We start from the raw sequence: 19,495 nt of genomic DNA on the forward strand, positions 1-19,495 counted from the left end.
GGAGAAGAAGCCGGGCCGCGGCGTGACGGGCACCCGCAGGGTCATCGCGGCGGCTTTCCTGCTGCCCTCACTGGTGCTGCTCGGCGCGCTGGTGGTCTACCCGATCGGCTACTCCGTCCACCGGTCCTTCTTCGACCAGGCCGGTACCGGTTTCGCCGGGTTCGACAACTACACGGCCCTGTTCACCGACGACACGATCCTCATGGCGGTGAAGAACAACGCGATCTGGGTGGTCTTCGCCCCCACGGTCGCCACCGCCCTCGGCCTGATCTTCGCGGTGCTGACCGAGCGCATCCGCTGGGGCACCGCTTTCAAGCTGATCGTCTTCATGCCGATGGCGATCTCGATGCTGGCGGCCGGCATCATCTTCCGGCTGGTGTACGACCAGGCCCCCGAGCGGGGCGTCGCCAACGCGGTGGCGGTGAGCGTGCACGACACGTTCAACGCGTCCGCCGGCTTCCCGAAGGCCCGCCCGCTGCCCGTGCACCCGCTGGAGAAGGGCGACGGCGGGACGTACGTGTCCAAGGAGCCGATCCGGGCGGGCGAGCCGCTGCGGGTGCCGCTGGTGGGCGTGGCCCCGGCGAAGATGCCGGGCGACGCCCGGCCCGCCCAGGGCTCTCCCGCGGCTTCCGGGGACGAGATCTCCGGCACGGCCTGGCTGGACTTCACCCGTGGCGGCGGCGGTAGGCCGAACGTCGTCGACCCGAAGGAGCTGGGGCTCAAGGGCCTCATGGTCGAGGCGGTGAAGGACGGGAAGGTCGTGGCCACGGCGACGGCCGGGGCGGACGGCGCCTTCACCCTGCCCGCGTCGGCGGACGGGGCCCGACTGCGCCTGCCGGCGGACAACTTCCGCGAGCCGTACAACGGTGTCGACTGGCTCGGCCCGTCCCTGGTGACGCCGGGGATCATCGGCAGCTACGTGTGGATGTGGGCCGGGTTCGCCATGGTGCTGATCGCTGCCGGCCTGGCCGGTCTGCCGCGCGAACTGCTGGAGGCGGCCCGTGTGGACGGCGCCAACGAGTGGCAGGTGTTCCGCCGGATCACGGTGCCGATGCTGGCGCCGGTGCTGGCGGTGGTCCTGGTGACGCTGATGATCAACGTGCTGAAGGTCTTCGACCTGGTGTTCATCATCGCGCCGGGCTCCTCCCAGGACGACGCGAACGTCCTGGCGCTCCAGCTGTACCGGTCCTCGTTCGGCACGGACGCGGACCTCGGGATCGGCAGCGCGATCGCGGTGCTCCTGCTGCTGCTGGTGATCCCGGTGATGCTGTTCAACATCCGCCGGATCCGGAAGGAGGGGCGCCGATGACGGGTCACGCCCGCCCCGTACCGCCTCCCGGCCGGGGGTCCGGGGGTCGCCACCCGGAAGAACGCAGCGACATCCGCCGGATCCGGAAGGAGGGACGCCGATGAGCAGCGCACCGAAGGTGGACGCCGCGCGCATCGGCCGCCGGAGGGCGGGGTCCCCGGGTGCCGGCCGGCCCGAAGCCCCCAAGGCCGGGCAGTCCCTCGCGGCGCGCATGGCCGCCCGCGCCGGGGGCGGCGTGATGCGGGTCTTCCTGATCCTGGTCGCCCTGTTCTGGCTGATGCCCACCATCGGCCTGCTGCTGTCCTCGCTGCGCGGGCCGCAGGACATCGCGGCGACCGGCTGGTGGAAGGTCTTCACCGCCCCGTCCGAGCTGACCTTCGACAACTACCAGAGGATTCTGGACAATTCGACGATCACCGGATCGCTGTTCAGCACGGTCATGATCACCGTGCCCTCCACCGTGCTGGTGGTGGTCATCGGCTCCCTCGCCGGATACGCCTTCGCGTGGATGGAGTTCCCCGGCCGGGACTGGTGGTTCCTGCTGGTCGTCGGGTTGCTGGTGGTGCCGGTGCAGGTCGCGCTGATCCCGGTCTCCGAACTGTTCGGCGCCATCGGGATCTTCGAGACGACGCTCGGGGTGGTGCTGTTCCACACGGCGTTCGGCCTGCCGTTCGCGATCTTCCTGCTGCGGAACTTCTTCGCGGAGATCCCCCGTGAACTCCTGGAGGCGGCCCGGCTCGACGGGGCGGGCGAGATCCGGCTCTTCACCCGCGTCGTGATGCCGCTGGGCGGCCCGGCGATCGCCTCGCTCGGGATCTTCCAGTTCCTGTGGGTGTGGAACGACATGCTGGTCGCCCTGATATTCGCGGACTCCGGGTCCCCGCCGATCACCGTGGCGCTCCAGCAGCAGGTACGCCAGTTCGGCAACAACATCGACGTGCTCGCGCCCGGCGCGTTCGTGTCGATGGTGATCCCGTTGGTGGTGTTCTTCGCCTTCCAGCGGCAGTTCGTCTCCGGCGTGATGGCGGGCGCGGTCAAGTAGCCGGCGCCACAGGGTCGTACGCCGTCCGGTACGCACACCCCCGGAACGCACAGATGTACGTCAACACGGAGCGGCCCGGTTCCCCGGAACCGGGCCGCTTCGGCGTCCGCGTCCCCCGATTGCCGCGTCCGGCGTAACCCTGTCATTCCATCCGACGTTTGCGCTCTGCCTGGTTTCCGCGAACGATCGACCCATGGATGTGTAGTGCCCCGGTTCTCCGTCATCGTGCCCGCGTTCCGGGTCCAGGCGTATCTGCACGCGTGTCTGGATTCGGTACTGGCCCAGTCCTTCAAGGACCACGAGATCATCGTGGTCGACGACTGCTCCCCCGACGCCTGCGGACCGATCGCCGACGAGTACGCCCGCCGGGACCCCCGCGTCACCGCGCTCCACCTGCCCCGCAACACCGGCCTGGGGCCCGCTCGCAACGCCGGGATGGACCGGGCGTCCGGCGACTACCTGATCTTCCTCGACGGCGACGACACCCTGCTGCCGGACGCGCTCCAGACCATCGCCGACCGGATCGACGCGACCGGCGAGCCCGACGTCCTGATGTACGACTACGCCCGTACGTACTGGACGGGCCGCAGCGTCCGCAACGTCCTGGGCGCCCTTCTCGACGAGACCGGCCCGGCCCGCTTCCGGCTCGCCGACCGCCCCGAGCTGCTGCGGCTCCTCATGGTCGTCTGGAACAAGGCGTACCGCCGCGCGTTCGTCGAGGCCGAGGGGTTCGCCTTCCCGCCCGGCTACTACGAGGACACTCCCTGGACCTACCCGGTGCTGATGTCGGCCGGGTCGATCGCGGTGCTCGACGCGGTCTGCGTCTCCTACCGGCAGCGGCGGCGCGGCAACATCCTCTCCACCACCAGCGAGAAGCACCTCGACGTCTTCGACCAGTACGACCGGGTCTTCGCGTTCATCGACTCCCGTCCCGAACTCGCCCCGTGGCGACCGGTGATATTCCGGCGCATGCTGGACCACTTCTCCGCGCTGTACGCCTCCCGGTCCCGGCTCCCGTCGCACAGCCGCGCCGCGTTCTTCCGCCGCGCCACCGCCTCCTGCCGGCGCCACCACACGCCCGGCACCCCGGTCCCGCGCCGCGCGCGGCTGCGCCACGGACTGCTGCGGCTCGGCGCGCGGCGCACCTACCGGGCGCTCTCGGGCGCCCAGCGCCTCGGCGGGCGGCTGCGCACGGGGGCGGCGGCCGTACGGCGGGCGGTGCGGGGCGCGGCACTGCGGGCGCACTACCGGATCCAGTCGCGGCTGCCGCTGCGCACCCGCGACGCGGTGTTCACCGCGCGGGGCGGCGCGTACGCGGGCAGCCCGGCGGCGATCGAGGCGAAGGTCCGCGAGCTGGCGCCGGGGATGCGGACGGCCTGGATCTGCCGGCCCGCCGACGCCCACACGGTGCCGACCGGCACCCGGCACCTCGCGCCCGGCACGTTCGCCCACGGGGCGGCGCTGGCCCGCTCGGCGTACCTGGTGAACGACGGCTCCTTCGACCGGCAGCTGGTCAAGCGGCGCGGCCAGATCGTGCTCCAGACGCACGAGGGCACGCCGCTGCGGACCGTGGGCACCGACCTGCTGGACCGGCCCGCCGCCGCCCGCGGCACCGACTTCGAGGAACTGCTGCGCGCGGTGGACACCTGGGACTACTCCCTCTCCGCGAACCCGCACTCCACCCTCGTACGGGAGCGGGCCTATCCGTCCGCGTACACGACGCTGGAGTACGGCTCTCCGCGCAACGACGTGTACCACCGCACCGGTCCGGCCGAGGTGGCCCGGCTGCGGGAGACGCTGGGCGTGCCGGAGGGCACAACCGCCCTGCTGTACGCCCCGGTGCCCCGCGACTACCGGCGGGTCCAGCGGCCCGCCCTCGATCTGGAGCGGCTGCTCCGGATGCTGGGCCCGCGGTTCGTGGTCCTGGCCCGGACGCCCCTCCCGGCGGACCCCGCGCGCCGCGCGCCGCACCCCCGGATCATCGACGTCAGCGCCCACCGCTCCGTGGAGACCCTGGCGCTCGCCTCGGACGCCCTGATCACCGACTACGCGTCGCTGATGTTCGACTACGCCAACCTGGACCGCCCGGTGGTGCTGCACCTCCCCGACATCGAGGCGTACGAGGCGTCGCGGGGCACGTACTTCGACATCACCGCGTTCCCGCCCGGCGTCGTGGTCCGGAGCCAGGACGAACTGGTCGACGTCCTCACCACGGACCACTGGCGCGGCTCCCACGCAGCGCAGCTGCGGGCCGCGTTCCGGGCCCGGTTCTGCCCGTACGACGACGGGTTCGCCGCCGAGCGGGTGGTGCGGCGGGTCTTCCTCGGGGAGACGGACGGGCTGCCGCTGCCGGTGCCGTACGCAGCCCGCCGGACTCCGGCGGCGGCCCTGCCCGCGCAGGACGGGGCCGGGGCGGCGGTCCGGGGCTGAAGCCCGGACCGCCTCGGGCACGGCGGGTGCTCACAGCGTTCGAGGAACGCGAACAGCTCCTCCCAGCGGCGCAGCGCCTCAGGCTCGGAGAACCGCTGGACGCCGGACCGGGCGCGCGCGCCCATCGCGTCGCGCAGCCGGGGGTTGCCGGTGAGCCGCAGCAGCCGGTCGGCGAGGGCGTCGATGTCCCCGGCGGGGGCCAGGAGCCCGTCCTCGCCGTCGCGGACGATCTCACGGACGCCGGGCGCGCAGTCGAACGCCGCGCAGGGCACGCCGCTGGCCATCGCCTCCAGCAGGGCGAGCGGGAAGCCCTCGCCGCGGGAGGACTGGACGAAGACGGAGGCCCCGGCCAGGGATTGCTCCACGTCGTCGGTGCGGCCCATCCACTCCACGGACCCGTCGAGGCCGAGGCCGGTGCACTGGGCCTTGAGCGCGGCTTCGTCCTCGCCGGCCCCGTAGATCCGCAGCCGCCAGTCGGGGCGGGCGGGGGCGACCAGGGCCCAGGTGTCCAGGAGGAGGTCGATGCCCTTCTGGTCGCTGAGCCGGCCGATGGCGGCGACGGTCCTCTCGCTGCGCGGGGAGGGCACTCCGGGGAGGCGGGCGAGGGCGTTGGGCAGGAAGCCGACGTTGTTCATGCCGTCCCCGGCCCACCGGTCGGCGTCCTCCTCGGTGAGGACGAGCCAGTGGTCGAGGTCCTTGTAGTGGTTCTTGATCCAGCGGTAGCGGTGGCTCGCACGGGAGTAGTCGTAGGACTCGTGGCTCATCCCGATGACGCGCAGCCCGGTGGTGTCGGCCTCTCCGACCCACTCCATCGCCCAGACCTGGGTGACGATGACGATCGCGCCGGGGCGGGCGCCGGCGAAGATCCCGGAGAGCCGGGCGACCGCCTGCTTCTTCGCGGCGGCCCGCGCGGCCTCCCTGCGCCGGGTGGGGACGCGGAAGCGGTCGCGGACGCCGTGGGGCGTCCAGGGGGTCGGGGGGTGCGCGGGGTAGAGGGCGGTGACGGGATGGGCCGGCCGCTCGGGCAGCGCCATCTTGAGGTCGGAGGCGTGGATGCCGATGGCGTGGACCCGGTGGCCCCGCTCGGTGAAGAGGCGGGCGGTCTGGTGCATCCAGCCGGTGACGCCGCCGAGTTCGTCGGTGCTGTTGGAGACGATGAAGATGTCGCGGCTCATCGGCCGGCCCCCCGGTCGTGGTCGGTGATGTGACGGGTGTCCCGGCAGATCTTGGGACCGAAGACGGCGGCGACGGTTCTGCGGGCGGCGTCGCCCCGGTCGTAGGGCCCGAACTGCCGGACGAACTCCCGGCGCCGGTCGGCCCACCGGGCGTCGGACTTCTTCAGTTCGGCGAGGACCCCGAACAGCTCCTCCGGGGTCGCGGTGACCGGCCCCGGCGCCTTCTCCCGCAGGTCGAAGTAGCTGCCGCGCTCGGCCGCGTACGCGTCGAGGTCGGGGGCGAACAGGACGACGGGCCGGTCGAGGAGGGCGAAGTCGAACATGATGGACGAGTAGTCGGTGATCAACACGTCGGTGATCGCCAGGAGTTCGCTGGTGTCGTGGTGGCGGGAGACGTCCACGACGGTGCCGGGCGGGCAGACGGGCAGCCGCGCGGACTCCAGGTAGTGGGAGCGCACCAGCAGCGTGTGGGTGTCGCCGAACCGCTCCGCGAACTCCCGTACGTCCAGCAGCAGTCGGCTCCTGCGCTGTTTGCCGGGCCCGCCCCGGAAGGTCGGGGCGTACAGCACGGTCCTCCGGTGGTCGTCCAGCCCCAGTTCCGCCGCGAGGGGCGGGCGGGGCAGCCGTCCTTCGGTCTCGGCCCGGTCGCGCTCCGCGATCAGGACGTCGTTGCGCGGATAGCCGGTGCGCAGGAGGCGTTCCTCGGGCAGCCGGTAGGCGCGGGCCAGGGTGGCCACGTCGTGCTCGGAGCGGACGAGGAAGTGGTCGAAGCGGTCCACGGCCCGCCGGAGCCGTTCGCGCTGCGGGGCGTTCTGGAGCCGTACGCGGGTCTCGTCGAAGCCCATCCGCTTGTACGCGGAACCGTGCCAGGTCTGGAGGTACGTGGTGTGCGGGGGTTTGCGCAGGTGCTGCGGGAAGCCCTGGTTGTCCACCCAGTACTCGGCGCGGGCCAGCGCCCACAGGTAGCGCCAGGACCAGCGGCGTACGAGGCGGGCGTCCTCGGGGAAGCCGGCCGGGGAGGGGTCGTAGGACCAGGTGGCGCGCAGTCTCAGGCCCTGGCGGCGGATCTCCTCGTACACGGCGCGCGGACTGTCGCCGTAGCAGGTGCCCATGTGGCTCTCGAAGACGACGGAGCCCCGGCGGACGGGGAGGCGGGTGAGCCAGGTGTTGTAGACGGGGGCCTTGAAGCCGCGGGAGCGGTAGCGGTCCAGCCGCTTGCGCAGGGCCCGGACGAGGAGCTTCGCCTTGCGGGCGGGGCGGAACCGGGTGGCGTAGCGGGCCAGGCGGTGGGCGGTACGGGCCGGGCGGCGGCGGGCGGTCAGCCGGAGCGCGAAGTGGTCCTTGAGCGTGATGTAGGGCTCCCAGGTGTCCCCGGTGAGCCGCCCGAGCCGGGGGCGGGCGGCGAACCGCACCGCTTCCGCCACCTGGTCCTGCGGGGCGAAGAGGTCGCTGACGGACCGGGGCCCGTCGGCGCCCCCCGCCCGTACGGTCAGCCGCGCGTCCCACGCCGTGTCGCGGAGGCCGAGGGGGCGCAGGCGGCGCGTGACGTCGATCCGCGCGCGCCAGGTGATCCCGTTGCCGTCGTGCCGGACCTCCTCGATCGGGAACGCGACGGCGTGCGCCCCGCCGCGGGCCCGGAACTCCAGGGTGGCGGTGAGCGGGGTGCCGGGGCCGGGGCCGGTGTGGCCGGGCAGCACGAGGCGGCCTTCGAGCAGCAGGCATCCCTGCTCGGCGGTGGCGCGGGTGAGCCGGTTCATCAGCCGCATCTCGCCGAATGTGCGGTACTGGTGGCCGAGTCCGGTGACGTCGAAGGCCGGCTCGGCCGGGTCGCCGGCCCAGCCGATCCGCCCGTCCCGGCCCGCCGTCAGGGGTGCGCACACGGTGGCGGGGCGGCTCAGCGCGTAGGCGGCGGCGAGGACCCCTTCGGCGTCGCCCCGCGCCAGCAGCGCCACGGCGACCCGCTCCAGCGGAGGCAGTTCCGGTACGCCGGTGCGGAAGGGGCCGGTCAGCACACGGGCGGCGGTGGCGGCGGCCCGGTCGCGGAGGGCGGCGGGAAGCCGGGGGAAGGACCGGGCGAGCGGCACCAGGTGGTCGCGGGCGAACGCCGTCTCCCGCTCCGCTCGCAGGTCGGGCAGTCCTTGGGCGACGAGGGTGTCGGCGACCCGGTGGTGGGCCTCGACGAGGGCGGCGAGGTCGCGGGCCCGGTCGGGGACGGCCCGCCCGGTCACGACGAGGCGGCGGACCAGGGCGATCCGGCCGACCGCTGCCGCGGCGAGCGGGCCGAACAGGATCTCGCCGTGCGCCAGGTCCTCCTCGTACCGCAGCCCGTGCTGCCGGGCGGCCTCGCGGCGCAGGCAGAATCCGGTCACCAGGGCGTCCCTGACGACGAGTTCGGGGGCCTCGGTGCAGCGGTTGAGGGTGCGCGAGCGGGCGTACAGGCCGCCCTGCCAGGACGGCTCGCGCTCCTTGCCGGTCTCGTCGGCGGCCAGGCTCCAGCGGCCGGCGACGAGATCGGCGCGGCTGGTCTCCCCGGCCTGCCAGAGGTTGCGGCAGGCGTGGCGCTGGAGGCGCTCGCCGGGGGTGAGGACCAGGACGTACCGGCCGGTCGCCGCGTCGAGGCCGGCGTTGCGCAGGGCCCCGGTGGTGCGGACGGCGGGGTCGGCGTGGACGAGGCGGACCCGCCCGGAGGCCCGGTCCGCGAGGGTGCGGGCCGCGGCGTGGAGGGCCGGGGCGGCGGCGGAGGCGAGGACCACGACGGCTTCGACGCCGCGCAGCGACTGGCCGAGCACGGAGGCGACGGAGGCACGCAGGGCATCCGCGCCGCCCGCCGCTCCGCCGTCCCCGCCGCCGGTGATGACACAGCTGAAGTCGATCACGCCTGCTCCCCCTCGATGGTCCGGTCGCCCTTGAGCATCCGGTCGACGACGCCTGCGGCGGCGGTCCCGTCGTCGAGGTCGCAGAACGCCTCCCGGAACCGCTCGTAGGCGTCCCGGTATTCGGCGGTGGCGGTCTCCGGGTGGCGCAGGGCGGCGACGATCGCGGCGGAGTCGGGGATCAGGGGGCCGGGGGCGCGGCGCTCGAAGTCGAAGCAGAAGCCGCGCAGGGTGTCGCGGTAGTGGGCCAGGTCGTGGGTGTGGAAGAGCATCGGGCGGCCGGTCTGTGCGAAGTCGAACATGATCGAGGAGTAGTCCGTGACCAACGCGTCGCTGATCAGCAGCAGTTCGGCGACGTCCGGGTAGCGGGAGACGTCCCGGACGAAAGCGGTGTCGGGCACGCTCCCGCCGACGAGGTAGTGCCGCCGGACCAGCAGGACGTGGTCCTCGCCGAGGGCCCGGCGCGCCAGTTCCAGGTCGAGGGGGAGGTCGGGGGCGTACCGTCCGCCCTGCCGGGGCCGGTCCTCGCGCCAGGTGGGGGCGTACAGGATCACCCGCCGCCCCTCGGGGATCGCAAGCCGTTCGCGTACGGCGGTGGCGACCTTGCCCCGGTCGGGGGCGTACAGCAGGTCGTTGCGCGGGTAGCCGCACTCCAGGACCTCGCCGGAGTAGCCGAAGGCGCGGCGCAGGACCGGGGTGGAGAAGCTGTTCGGGGAGACGAGGACGCTCCACTGGGCGGACCGGTGCTCCATGGACGCCATGTACGCGGCGTCGGCGTGCGGGGTGCCCGCGAGGTCGCGGCCGATGCGCTTGAGCGGGGTGCCGTGCCACGTCTGGACGACGCACTGGCCCTCGGCCCGCTCGAACCACTGGGGCAGGTGGGTGTTGGTGACGATCCACCGGCTGCGGGCCAGCGCCTCGTGCCATGCGGCGCTGTGCAGGGCGACGGGCCGGACCCCTTCGGGCACGGCGGCCTGCTGGTCGCGCACCACCCACAGGTGCTCGATGTCCCGCCCGCGTGCGGCCAGTTCGCGGTGGACGGCGCGGGGCGAGTCGGAGAACTGACGGCCGTCGAAGCTGGAGTAGAGGACGGCGGGCCGCAGGTCGTCCGCCGTGCGGGCACGGAGGGCCGCATACCGTTCGCGCTGGATGCGCTGCCCGTACGGGCCCCGCTCCGCGAGGGGGAGGGCGCTGCCGGACTCCAGGACGAGCCGGTCGTGGTGGCGCCGCTGGAGGACGAAGTCGCGTCCGTGAGCGGTCCGTCGGCGCGGCAGGGAGTGGTGGAGGGGGGTGCTCGCACGGAGTGGCCGGTACGCCTCCGCCTCCCGCTCCCCCGGTGCGCGCAGGAAGAGGTACCAGCGCCCTTCGCCCAACGGCAGTGCCCCGCCGATGCCTTCTACGGCAGCGGGCGCGAACACGGCGCGGAAGCCGTCGCCGCCCGGCCGTTCCAGGGGTACGGCGACCTCTTCCTGGTGGCCGCTGTGGCGCAGGACGAGTTCGTGGCCGGTGCCGGTGGGCTCGGGGAACGTTCCGGAGAGGGCGAGTTCGCCCGCCTCCGTCCAGGCCGCGGAGGTGACGACGGGCTGCACGGCCCGGTCGGTGAGGACGAGGTCGCCCGAGGGGTTGGGGGCCGCGTACAGCTCACGGCCGCCCCGCAGCGGATAGCGTCCGTCCGGGTCGTCGGTCCGTGCGGCGACCGTCAACGGCTGCCCGTCGGTCACGAGTTGGACGCCCCAGATGTCGTCCTCCCCCCGGAAGGCACTGAGCGGGACATCGGCCGAGCGGGTTCCGGCCGAGCCGCGCAGCGCGAACTCCCGTGTCTCCTTGGTACGCCACTCGGTGAGCCGGAGCGCGACCGGTCCGGTGGCCCCCAGGACCTTCACCTCCAGACGTACGGCGTCCTCGGCCGCCGACTGCCCGGTCAGGACGGCGGCGACGCGTTCGGTGCGCAGTTCCAGCTTGTTGCCGGAGAGGACGGGGACGATCCGGGTCCCTTCACCGGTGTACGTCACGGCGGGCGGGGCCGGGGTGCCGACGAGCCGCATCGGCCCGCGGCGCGGCCGCCCCGCGCCGACGACGACGGCCTCCGGCTTCCAGGTCGTCCGGGCGTGGCCGGCCTTCCCGCTCCTTCCGGTGAGCGCGCGGGGGTCGATGACGGCCTCGAATCCGGCACGGTCGTAGCGGTGCAGGGAGCGGCCGGAGCGGGCGGTGGCCTCCTCACCGCCGGCCGGGCGCAGCCGCAGCGGGACGAGCCGCTTCCCTGAGCGCAGCCAGCCGAGCCGGGGCGGTCCGCCGGGGGCGTTGCGCACGTAGGCGTACCCGGTGAGGTGCAGCAGCCCGTCACGCCAGACGGCCTCGGTGAGGTGGGCGTGCACGGGCAGGTCGGAGGAGGCGAGGGCGGTGACGGCGGGCGGCAGCGGGTCGCGGACGGCGGGGTGGTGGGCGCGGGGGCGGAGGAGTCCGCGTACGTGGAAGGTGTCCCGGTCCTTCTTCTCGTCGGCGATGAGGGCGAGGAGTTCGGGGAGGCGGCGTTCCCTGATGAGCTCCCATTTGACCCGCAGGTGCAGGGGCAGGGAGGCGAGGACACCGGGTTCGACGGTGGCGGCGAAGGCGCCCGCGTGTCGCAGGAAGGCTTCGTGGAACTCGGCGTCGCCGTCCGGGAGGGCCTCGATGAACAGCCACAGGTCGCCGGAGAGGACGTGCGCGTCGTAGCGCCGCTTGGCCTCGGCCGTCCCCGCCGCTCCCGGCTCGCCGGGCCGCTCCGCGAGGAAGCGGCTGACCGTGGTGACGGCGGTGACCCGGTCGCGGATGCCTCGGGGGACGGCCCGCCGCGTGGTGATCGAGCCGTCGCGGTCGCGCCAGTGGTAGACGGGCTCCTCGACGACGTCCACCGAACGCGCCAGGAAGTGCGCGGGCAGGACGACGGCGATGTCCTCGTACAGCACCCCGGTGGGGAAGGCGAACGCGTGCTCGTCCCAGAAGGCGCGGCGGAAGACCTTGTTGCAGGCGATGCGGTCCCCGAGCAGGATCCAGTCGCGGGTGACGTGAGTGGCCCGGCGGGCCTTCTCCATCGGCTTGCGGAACATCGGGGACTGCTCCAGCTCTCCGCCGGCCCGCAGCCGCAGCACGTTGCCGGTGGCGAAGTCCGAGCCGGAGGCGTCGAGTTCGGCCAGCATCCGGGCGTACGCGCCGGGCGGCACGACGTCGTCGCTGTCGACGAACGTCAGGAACTCCGCGTCGGGACGGGCCTCGCGGACCCCGGCGTTGCGGGCCGCGCCGAGCCCGGCGTTCTCCTGGCGGATCAGCCGGAAGCGGGGGTCGCGCTCGGTGAACTCCTGCGCGATCGCCGGGCCTCGGTCCGTGGAGCCGTCGTCGACGAGGACGACCTCCAGGTCGGGCATGGTCTGCTCGGCGAGGGAGGTCAGGCAGGCACCGAGGTACTCCTCGACGTTGTAGAGGGGGACGACGACGGTGAGACGGGGTGCCATCGCGGCGCACGATCCTTCCGGGGCGGACGACATCGGGGCGGATGAGCGTCGGTGGACAGGGGTTTGCGGCAGGGGAACTTCGGGCGCGAGGTGTCTCGGGCGCGAAGAGCCTTCGGAGGCCGTTCGGGGGCCATGGGGTACAACCCGCGCCGGATGGCCGAGTCACCCGAGGGGGTCCGTTCGGGTGACGGTAGGGGCGGAGTCGGGCACACGGGGGCGCGCCGGGAGCACGTTCGAGCCCCGTACCGGAAGGGCACGGGGCTCGGTGCTCGGCGCTGCCGCGGGCGGGGAGGCAGGTCAGGGCTTGACGGCGATCCGGCCCTCGTCCATGCGGAGCAGGAGCAGCCGTTCGCCGGTCTTCTCCAGGAACTCGTCGACGGCCTGCCGTGATCCCTGCCAGTAGCCGTAGTCGTCGATGAGGAGCACGCCGCCGGGGACCAACCGGTCGTACAGGTGCTCCAGTTCGTGCTTGGTGGACGCGTACCAGTCGGTGTCCAGGCGCAGGATCGCGATCTGCTCGGGGGCCTGGTCGGGGACGGTGTCCTCGACGCGGCCGCGCACGTAGTGCACGCGCTCCTGCGGGTACGGCACGTCCTCGAAGCCCGCCTTGACGTCCTCCAGCGAGGCGACGGCCCAGATCGGCCGGTCCTTGCCCTGGGCGTCCAGCAGCTCCCGGGCGGGCCGGCCGTCGCGCCGCAGGTCCTCGGCGGTGGGCGGGGTCATGCCCTCGTAGGTGTCGAAGAGGTACAGGTCGCGCTCGGTCTCCCCGACGGAGAGGAGGGTCCGGGCGCAGGCCTGCATGGAACCGCCGCGCCAGACGCCGCATTCGACGACGGAACCGGGAATGTCGTGCCGGGCGATGTACCGGGTGGCGAGGATGAAGGCGTTGAGCCGCTCCGGCGAGGTCATCGAGTACGGCTTGACCGCGCGGATGATGTCCTTCGCCTCGTCGTCGTAGTCCGCCGGGAACGCCGGGGCGGGCTTTTTCGCCGCGGGCTTCGGCTTCGCGGCCGAAGCGGGTGCGGGGCCCGCCTGCGCGGCCGGTGCCGGAGCGGCGCGGGCGGTACGGGCGGCAGGCACGGTGACGCGCCTGAGCTGATATCCGGTGAGCTGCTGAAGGACGCCGTTGACGGCGTTGCGCCAAGCCATGCACCGGGACAGTACGCGCGCTTTGTGCCACATGTCATCTTTCGTCAACCTGCCATTGATGCGGGCGGCTCCTGTTCGAGTGCGGCCGTCCGCGCGGGCACGCTCGCCGGGCGCCCGCACCGTTCGCGGCCGTCCACCGGCCTCGGCAGCGGGACGCCGTCCACGCCGCCGACCCGGTTGGCCCACCAGACAGCCACCTCCCGCACGGCGAACATGGTCAGGTGGGGGTAGCGCTCCGGCTTGCGGAAGACGCCGACGGAGTCGCCCCAGTAGGCGGCCTTCTTGTCGATGGCCCGGTAGTCGTGCCAGATGCCCTGACGCGGCGGGAAGTCGGTGTACGCCTCGCGCAGTTCGAGCCGGGAGTGGGCGGCGAGGGCGCGGAAGCCGTCCGGGTAGTAGCGCCAGCAGTCCTGGGCATCGTGGACGTGGCCGCGCGAGGGAGCGGTGATGAACGCGTGCCCGCCGGGCCTGAGCACGCGGGCGATCTCCAGCATCGACGCCCAGAAGAACGGGATGTGCTCGAACGCCTGCCCGGACAGTACGACATCGGCGCTGTTGGAGCGGGCGGGGATGCGGTACGGCTTCGCCATCACGGCGTCCACGTTGGGGCCGTCCTGCACGTCGACCCCGAAGTAGTCGACGGGGTGGCCGGCGAGGAGGGCCCGGTGGGTGCGGGTCTGCTTGCCGGAGATGCGGGAGCCGAGGTCGACGACCCGGTACGTGCCGCTCCGGCGGGCGCCCTTGCCGGACGCGGGCCCCGCGGCGGGCCCTTCGACGGGCAGGTACTCCTTGATGCAGAGTTCCATCTGCTCGTAGGCGGACCGGTGCATGGACGTCTCCCAACATGGCGGGGCGAGCGGGCTGTGGGGCTCAACGACCGTGCGGGGCGGAGGAATCGGGACCGGCGGCCGAATGAGCCATCCGGGTGGCGGTGCGGCCGGGTCCCTACGCGGGCGGGGTGCCGCGCGGGCGGGTCACCGCACGGACGGGGCGAAGAAGTGCCGCACGACGCGTTCGGCCGCGTGCCCGTCGTCGTACGGGCAGAACCGCTCCCGGAACGCGGTGCGCAGCGCGGCCGCCTCCGGCGAACGCCATTCCCCCGTGCGGAACACGCCGGCCAGCTCGGCCGGGGTGGTGGTGACCGGGCCGGGGGTGTCGCCGGGTCGTCCGGAGAGCAGGTCGAAGTACGTACCGCGCGCGGCCCGGTAGGCGGTCCAGTCGGGGGCGTGGACGACGATCGGGCGGTCGAGGCAGGCGTAGTCGAAGGTGAGGGAGGAGTAGTCGGTGATCAACGCGTCTGCGGCCAGGCACAGTTCCTCGACACGGGGGTGCCCGGTGACGTCGATGACCCCTGGCGCTCCGGGTGCGCCGACCTCGGCGGACCGCCCGTAGAAGTAGTGGGCCCGCACCAGCACCACGTAGTCAGGGCCCAGTGCGCGCGCCAGCCGCTCCGGGTCGAGGTCGGGGGCGAAGCCGTCGCGGTAGTCGCGGTGGGTCGGGGCGTAGAGGAGGGCGGTCCGCCCCTCGGCGATGCCCAGTCCGGCCCGGATCGCGCCGATCTCCTCGGAGGTGGTGGTGAAGTACACGTCGTTGCGCGGATATCCGAGGTCGAGCCGTTCGTAGGTACCCGGATAGACGCGGTCCCAGACCCCGGTGGAGTGCGGGTTGGCGGAGAGGCTCGCGTCCCACTGGCCGACGTGCGCGAGGATCTTGTCGAAGTCGGTCTTCCGGGCGAGGGCGGGGTACGCGCGCTGATCGAGCCCCATGGTCTTGAGGGGGGTTCCGTGATGGGTCTGGAGATAGCGCTGGCCGGTCCGCTTGGTGAAACCGCCGGGGAAGCTGGAGTTGTTGACCAGGTAGGTGGCGGTGGCCATGGCCCGCCAGTAGGGGCGCGAGCCCTCGATCACATACGGCACACCCGCCGGCATCCGGTCGCGGTGCCGGGAGGAGACGACCCACAACCCCCGGATGTGCGGGCGCAGTTCGCGCGCCTTGGCGTGGATCGCGGCGGGGTTGCAGGCGACGCCGCGGTTCCAGTACGCCCCGTAGACCGCGAGGTCCGGGTCGAGCGGGCGGCGCAGGTCGGTGCGGTAGACGGCCCGCAGGGCGTGCCTGCGGACGTACCGCTTCACGGTGGCTCGGGTGGGCATGGGAGCCGAGCGTACTGTCGGGGCCGGGCGGCGGACGGGCCGCGTTCACCCGTTCGGGTCAGCGTCGGTGACCCCGCGACCGGCCTCGTGTTGACCAGGACATGAAGCCACTCCTCAGCGTCGTCGTCCCCGTCCACAATGTCGAGGACTACCTCGAGGACTGCCTGCGGTCGGTGGCGGACCAGACCCTCGACGCGATCGAGGTGGTCATGGTCGACGACGGCTCCACGGACGCCAGCGGCCGGATCGCGGCGGAGTTCGCCGCCCGCGACGACCGGTTCCGGCTGGTGCGGCAGAAGAACGCGGGGCTGAGCGCGGCCCGCAACACCGGGGTCCGCCACACCACCCCCGCCGTCCCCTACCTGGCGTTCGTGGACAGCGACGACATCGTCGTGCACGACGCGTACGAGCGGATGACGGGTTCGCTGGAGGCGACCGGTTCCGACCTGGCGACGGGCAACGTGTGGCGGCTGACCGGGCAGGGGCGGCAGCAGGCGTGGCAGTACCGCTGGCTGACCGGCCCCCGCCCGCGTACCCATATCGGCCGGGACCCGCGTCTGCTGGCCGACCGGGTGGCGTGGAACAAGGTGTTCCGCCGCTCCTTCTGGGACGCGCACGCCTTCGCCTTCCCCGAGGGCAAGCTGTACGAGGACACCCCGGTGATGATCCCCGCGCACTATCTCGCCGGGTCCGTGGACGTCCTGCACGAGCACGTCTACTACTGGCGGGTGCGGGAGGGCTCGATCACCCGGAGGCGTACGGACGTCACGGGGGTACGGGACCGGATCGCCGCGTGCGAGCAGGTCAGCGCGTTCCTCGGCGGCCGGGACGCGGCACAGCGGCGCGCGTACGACACGTCCTGTCTGCGGGACGACTTCGTCTACTTCCTGGACGGTCTGCCGCTGGGCGGCGAGGCGTACCGGTCGGCGTTCCTGGAGGGCGCGGGGGCCTTCCTCGACCGGGCGGGGCCCGAGGTGCTGGAAGGACTGCCGGTGGAGCTGCGCGTCAAGTGGTCCCTCGTGCGGGAGCGGCGCGTGGAGGAGCTGTTGGCGGTGCTGGCCTTCGAACGGGCCAACGGGGCGGGTGTGTTCGCCGTCGAAGGACTTCCGGGTCGGCGGCGGGCGGTGTACCCCGGCGTGCACGGCGCGAGCGCTCGGCTCGCGGGTACGGACATCCCCGCCGTGGCGCGGCTCCTGGAGGCGCGGTGGGGAGCGGACGGGAAGCTGCGGCTGCGCGGGTACGCGTATCTGCGCAACCTCCCCGCCGGGTCGGCGCGACGACGGCTGACGGTGGGCATGGTCCGGGCGGAGCGGAGCCGCCGGGTGCGGCCGGTGCCGGTGCGGTCCGTGGGCGCGCCCGAGGCGACGGCCGACTCGGGCCAGGAGCTGCACGGTTACGACCACGCGGGCTTCGAGATGGTCCTCGACCCGGACCGGCTGCCCGTGACGGCGGAGGGAGGCGGCTGGCTGGTGGGCCTGGTCCTCGCGGCGCCCGGCACGGTGCGCCGGGTCGCGGTCCGCGCCCCGGACGCGGGCGCGGACCAGCCACTGGTGCACGACCTGGGCGACGGGCGACGGGCGGTGCTCGACTACCGGGACGGCCGGCTCCGGCTGACCGTGTCCCGCCCGCGGGCGCTGGCCGAGGCCCACCGGGCGGTCGGGGCGGAGGGCGCGGAGGGTGCGGAGGGCTCGGTGCTGGAGGTCCGGGGCCGGCTGTTCGACGGGGTGCGGCCGACGGCGCTGCTGCTGACGCGGGAGGGCGAGGAGGGCGGGGAGGAGCGCTCCTGCCCGGTGGAGTACGGGGCGGGTTCCGGTGACGGTGCCGCGGACCGGCCGGCCGGGGTCCCGTTCACCGTGCGCGTACCGGTCGCCGAGCTCGCCGCCGCCCCGCCCGCCCCGAGCCGGGCCCCCCGCGAGGTCGAGACGGCGGGCGGGACGCGGTGGCGGGCCCGGCTGCTGCTCCCGGCGGGTGACCGCGTTCCGCTGCCCGCCGCCCCCGGCCTGCCGCCGCCCGCGCACGCGGACGCCGCGGGCGACCTGGTGCTGGACCTGGCGGGCCCTCCGTACGCGGACCGCGTGGAGCGCACCCGTGAGGGCGGCCTGCGCATCTCGGGGACGTACACGCCGGGGGCGTGCGCGCGGGGACGGTACGCGCCGGGGGCGGCGGCCGACTCAGGAGGCTTGGACGGCAGCCGTCTCGTCCTGCGCCACGAGACGCTGCACGAGGAGGTACGGGTCGCAGAGGCCGTCGTGGACACGGAGGCCGTCGTGGGCGAGGTCGTCGCAGGCGCGGAGACCGGGGCGCGCGAGGTCCCCGTGGGCACGGAGGCCGCTGACGGCCCGGCCCCGCGCCAAGCCCCTGCCTCGGACGGTGCCGGGGGCGTCCCGGACGGCCGGCCCCCGGAGGACTCCCGTCACCCGCGTGCGGACGGAACCCCGGCCCCGGGTCCCTCTCCGGGCGGCCACCGCCACCGGTTCTCCGCGCTGATCGCCCCGCCCCTCCCCGCGGGCCGCTGGGAGGTCCGCCTGGACGGGCAGCCTGTGCGCATCCTCGGTTCCGCCGCCGCGCAGCTGCCCTGCGGCGGAGAAGGCGGGAACGGTCTGCGCCCGGAGCGGCGGCACGGCGACCGGCTGTCCGTCGTCGCGGAGCCCGGCCTCCCGGCACACGCCGGGCGGAGCGCGTACGGCAGACGGCTCCTGCGCGCCGCGCACCACCCCGCCCGGCGTACGCCGGGCGGACCCCCGCTCCAGGACACCGTCCTCTACGCGGGCGGCGACTCCCCGCGCGCCGTGCACGCGGAACTCGTGCGCCGGGGCACGGAGGCCGAACACCTGTGGGTCACCGGTACCACCCCCGGCCGCACCACCCGCGTACCACCCGGCGCGCGGGCCGTCCCCGTCCACAGCGCCGACTGGTACGAGGCGCTGGCCCGCTCCCGCCGGATCGTCACGGACGGGCAGCTGCCCACGTGGTTCGAGCGGCGTCCGGGGCAGACGGTCGTCCAGACCTGGCACGGAACCCCGCTCGGCCGGTTCGGCGCCGGCCTGGCGAACACCCTCTACGCCGATCACCAGTACCTCGCCACCCTGCCGCGGCGGTCGGCCCAGTGGTCGGTCCTGGTCTCCCCGAGCAGCTTCGCCACCCCGTGGCTGCGCCGGTCGCTCCACTACGGGGGCGAGGTGCTGGAGGCGGGGTCGCCCGCCAACGACGTGCTGTTCCCGCCCGACCGGGACAAGGCCGCGGAGGAGGTCCGGCGCGGGCTCGGCGTGCCGGGGGACCACCGTGTCGTGCTGTACGCCCCGACCTACCGCGACCACCTGGCCCACCCGCCGTCCGCGTCCCCGGACCGCACGGTCCCCGGCCCGTACCGCTGGGACCCGGCGCTCGACCCGCACGCGCTGGCCCGCGCGCTCGGCCCCGGCCACACGGTGCTGGTCCGGCGGCACCCGCGGGTCACCGGCGGGCTCCAGGACGGGCCCGGCGTGCTCGACGTGTCCGGGCATCCGGGGGCGGCCGGGCTGCTCCTGGCCGCCGACGTCCTGGTGACGGACTACGCGGGGCTGATGTTCGACTTCGCGCTGACGGGCCGGCCGATGCTCTTCCACACGTACGACCTGGAGCACTACCGCGACACCGTGCGCGGCTTCTGTCTGGACTTCGAGACCCGTGCGCCGGGGCCTCTGCTGGTCACGACGGACGAGGTGGCGCGGGCGCTGCGCGACACCCGCGCACAGGCGGCCCGCCACGCGGACGCGTACGAGAGTTTCCGCCGCGACTTCTGCGACCTGGACGACGGCGGGGCGGCGGCCCGCGTCGCGGACCGCCTGCTGGCGGACCCCGCGTAGCGCCCGTCCGGCCCCGTGGCGGCAGGGCCTCGGG

General features: G+C 73.9%; 9 protein-coding genes and 1 pseudogene. 4 read left to right on the top strand and 6 right to left on the bottom strand.

The window, feature by feature from the left end; translation table 11 throughout:
* Positions 1-22 precede the first annotated feature (22 nt).
* From QFZ71_RS10510 to QFZ71_RS10520, 3 genes are all read left to right on the top strand, one after another.
* Positions 23-1,309, top strand: a complete 1,287-nt coding sequence (locus QFZ71_RS10510; protein WP_307671402.1) for a carbohydrate ABC transporter permease — start codon at positions 23-25, stop codon at positions 1,307-1,309.
* A 100-nt stretch (positions 1,310-1,409) separates the two neighbouring features.
* Positions 1,410-2,351 (top strand): carbohydrate ABC transporter permease, encoded by a 942-nt coding sequence (locus QFZ71_RS10515; RefSeq protein ID WP_307667989.1) that lies wholly within the window; start codon positions 1,410-1,412, stop codon positions 2,349-2,351.
* 204 nt (positions 2,352-2,555) lie between these two features.
* Positions 2,556-4,781 (top strand): bifunctional glycosyltransferase family 2 protein/CDP-glycerol:glycerophosphate glycerophosphotransferase, encoded by a 2,226-nt coding sequence (locus tag QFZ71_RS10520; RefSeq protein ID WP_307667990.1) that lies wholly within the window; start codon positions 2,556-2,558, stop codon positions 4,779-4,781.
* 35 nt (positions 4,782-4,816) lie between these two features.
* Here the strand turns inward: QFZ71_RS10520 and QFZ71_RS10525 are convergent.
* The 6 genes and pseudogenes from QFZ71_RS10525 to QFZ71_RS10550 all read right to left on the bottom strand — a co-directional run.
* Positions 4,817-5,956 (bottom strand): annotated as a pseudogene (locus QFZ71_RS10525) (glycosyltransferase); the annotation flags it as partial.
* Positions 5,953-8,832 carry a CDP-glycerol glycerophosphotransferase family protein gene (locus tag QFZ71_RS10530; RefSeq protein ID WP_307667991.1) on the bottom strand — a complete coding sequence of 960 codons (2,880 nt, stop codon included), beginning with the start codon at positions 8,830-8,832 and terminating at the stop codon, positions 5,953-5,955. The gene QFZ71_RS10530 and the pseudogene QFZ71_RS10525, both read right to left, overlap by 4 nt.
* Positions 8,829-12,317 carry a bifunctional glycosyltransferase/CDP-glycerol:glycerophosphate glycerophosphotransferase gene (locus QFZ71_RS10535; protein WP_307667992.1) on the bottom strand — a complete coding sequence of 1,163 codons (3,489 nt, stop codon included), beginning with the start codon at positions 12,315-12,317 and terminating at the stop codon, positions 8,829-8,831. The genes QFZ71_RS10530 and QFZ71_RS10535 overlap by 4 nt, the downstream gene beginning before the upstream one ends.
* 297 nt (positions 12,318-12,614) lie before the next feature.
* Positions 12,615-13,499, bottom strand: a complete 885-nt coding sequence (locus tag QFZ71_RS10540; RefSeq protein ID WP_307667993.1) for a TylF/MycF/NovP-related O-methyltransferase — start codon at positions 13,497-13,499, stop codon at positions 12,615-12,617.
* A gap of 11 nt (positions 13,500-13,510) precedes the next feature.
* Positions 13,511-14,296 carry a methyltransferase domain-containing protein gene (locus tag QFZ71_RS10545; protein ID WP_307667994.1) on the bottom strand — a complete coding sequence of 262 codons (786 nt, stop codon included), beginning with the start codon at positions 14,294-14,296 and terminating at the stop codon, positions 13,511-13,513.
* 144 nt (positions 14,297-14,440) lie between these two features.
* Positions 14,441-15,616, bottom strand: a complete 1,176-nt coding sequence (locus QFZ71_RS10550) for a CDP-glycerol glycerophosphotransferase family protein (protein WP_307667995.1) — start codon at positions 15,614-15,616, stop codon at positions 14,441-14,443.
* A gap of 101 nt (positions 15,617-15,717) precedes the next feature.
* Between QFZ71_RS10550 and QFZ71_RS10555 the strand changes: the two genes are divergently transcribed.
* Positions 15,718-19,461, top strand: coding sequence for a CDP-glycerol glycerophosphotransferase family protein (locus tag QFZ71_RS10555; RefSeq protein WP_307667996.1), 3,744 nt, complete (start codon positions 15,718-15,720; stop codon positions 19,459-19,461).
* The last annotated feature ends 34 nt before the right edge of the window (positions 19,462-19,495 follow it).

It is taken from the genome of Streptomyces sp. V2I9 (genome assembly GCF_030817475.1).
Classification (GTDB): domain Bacteria; phylum Actinomycetota; class Actinomycetes; order Streptomycetales; family Streptomycetaceae; genus Streptomyces.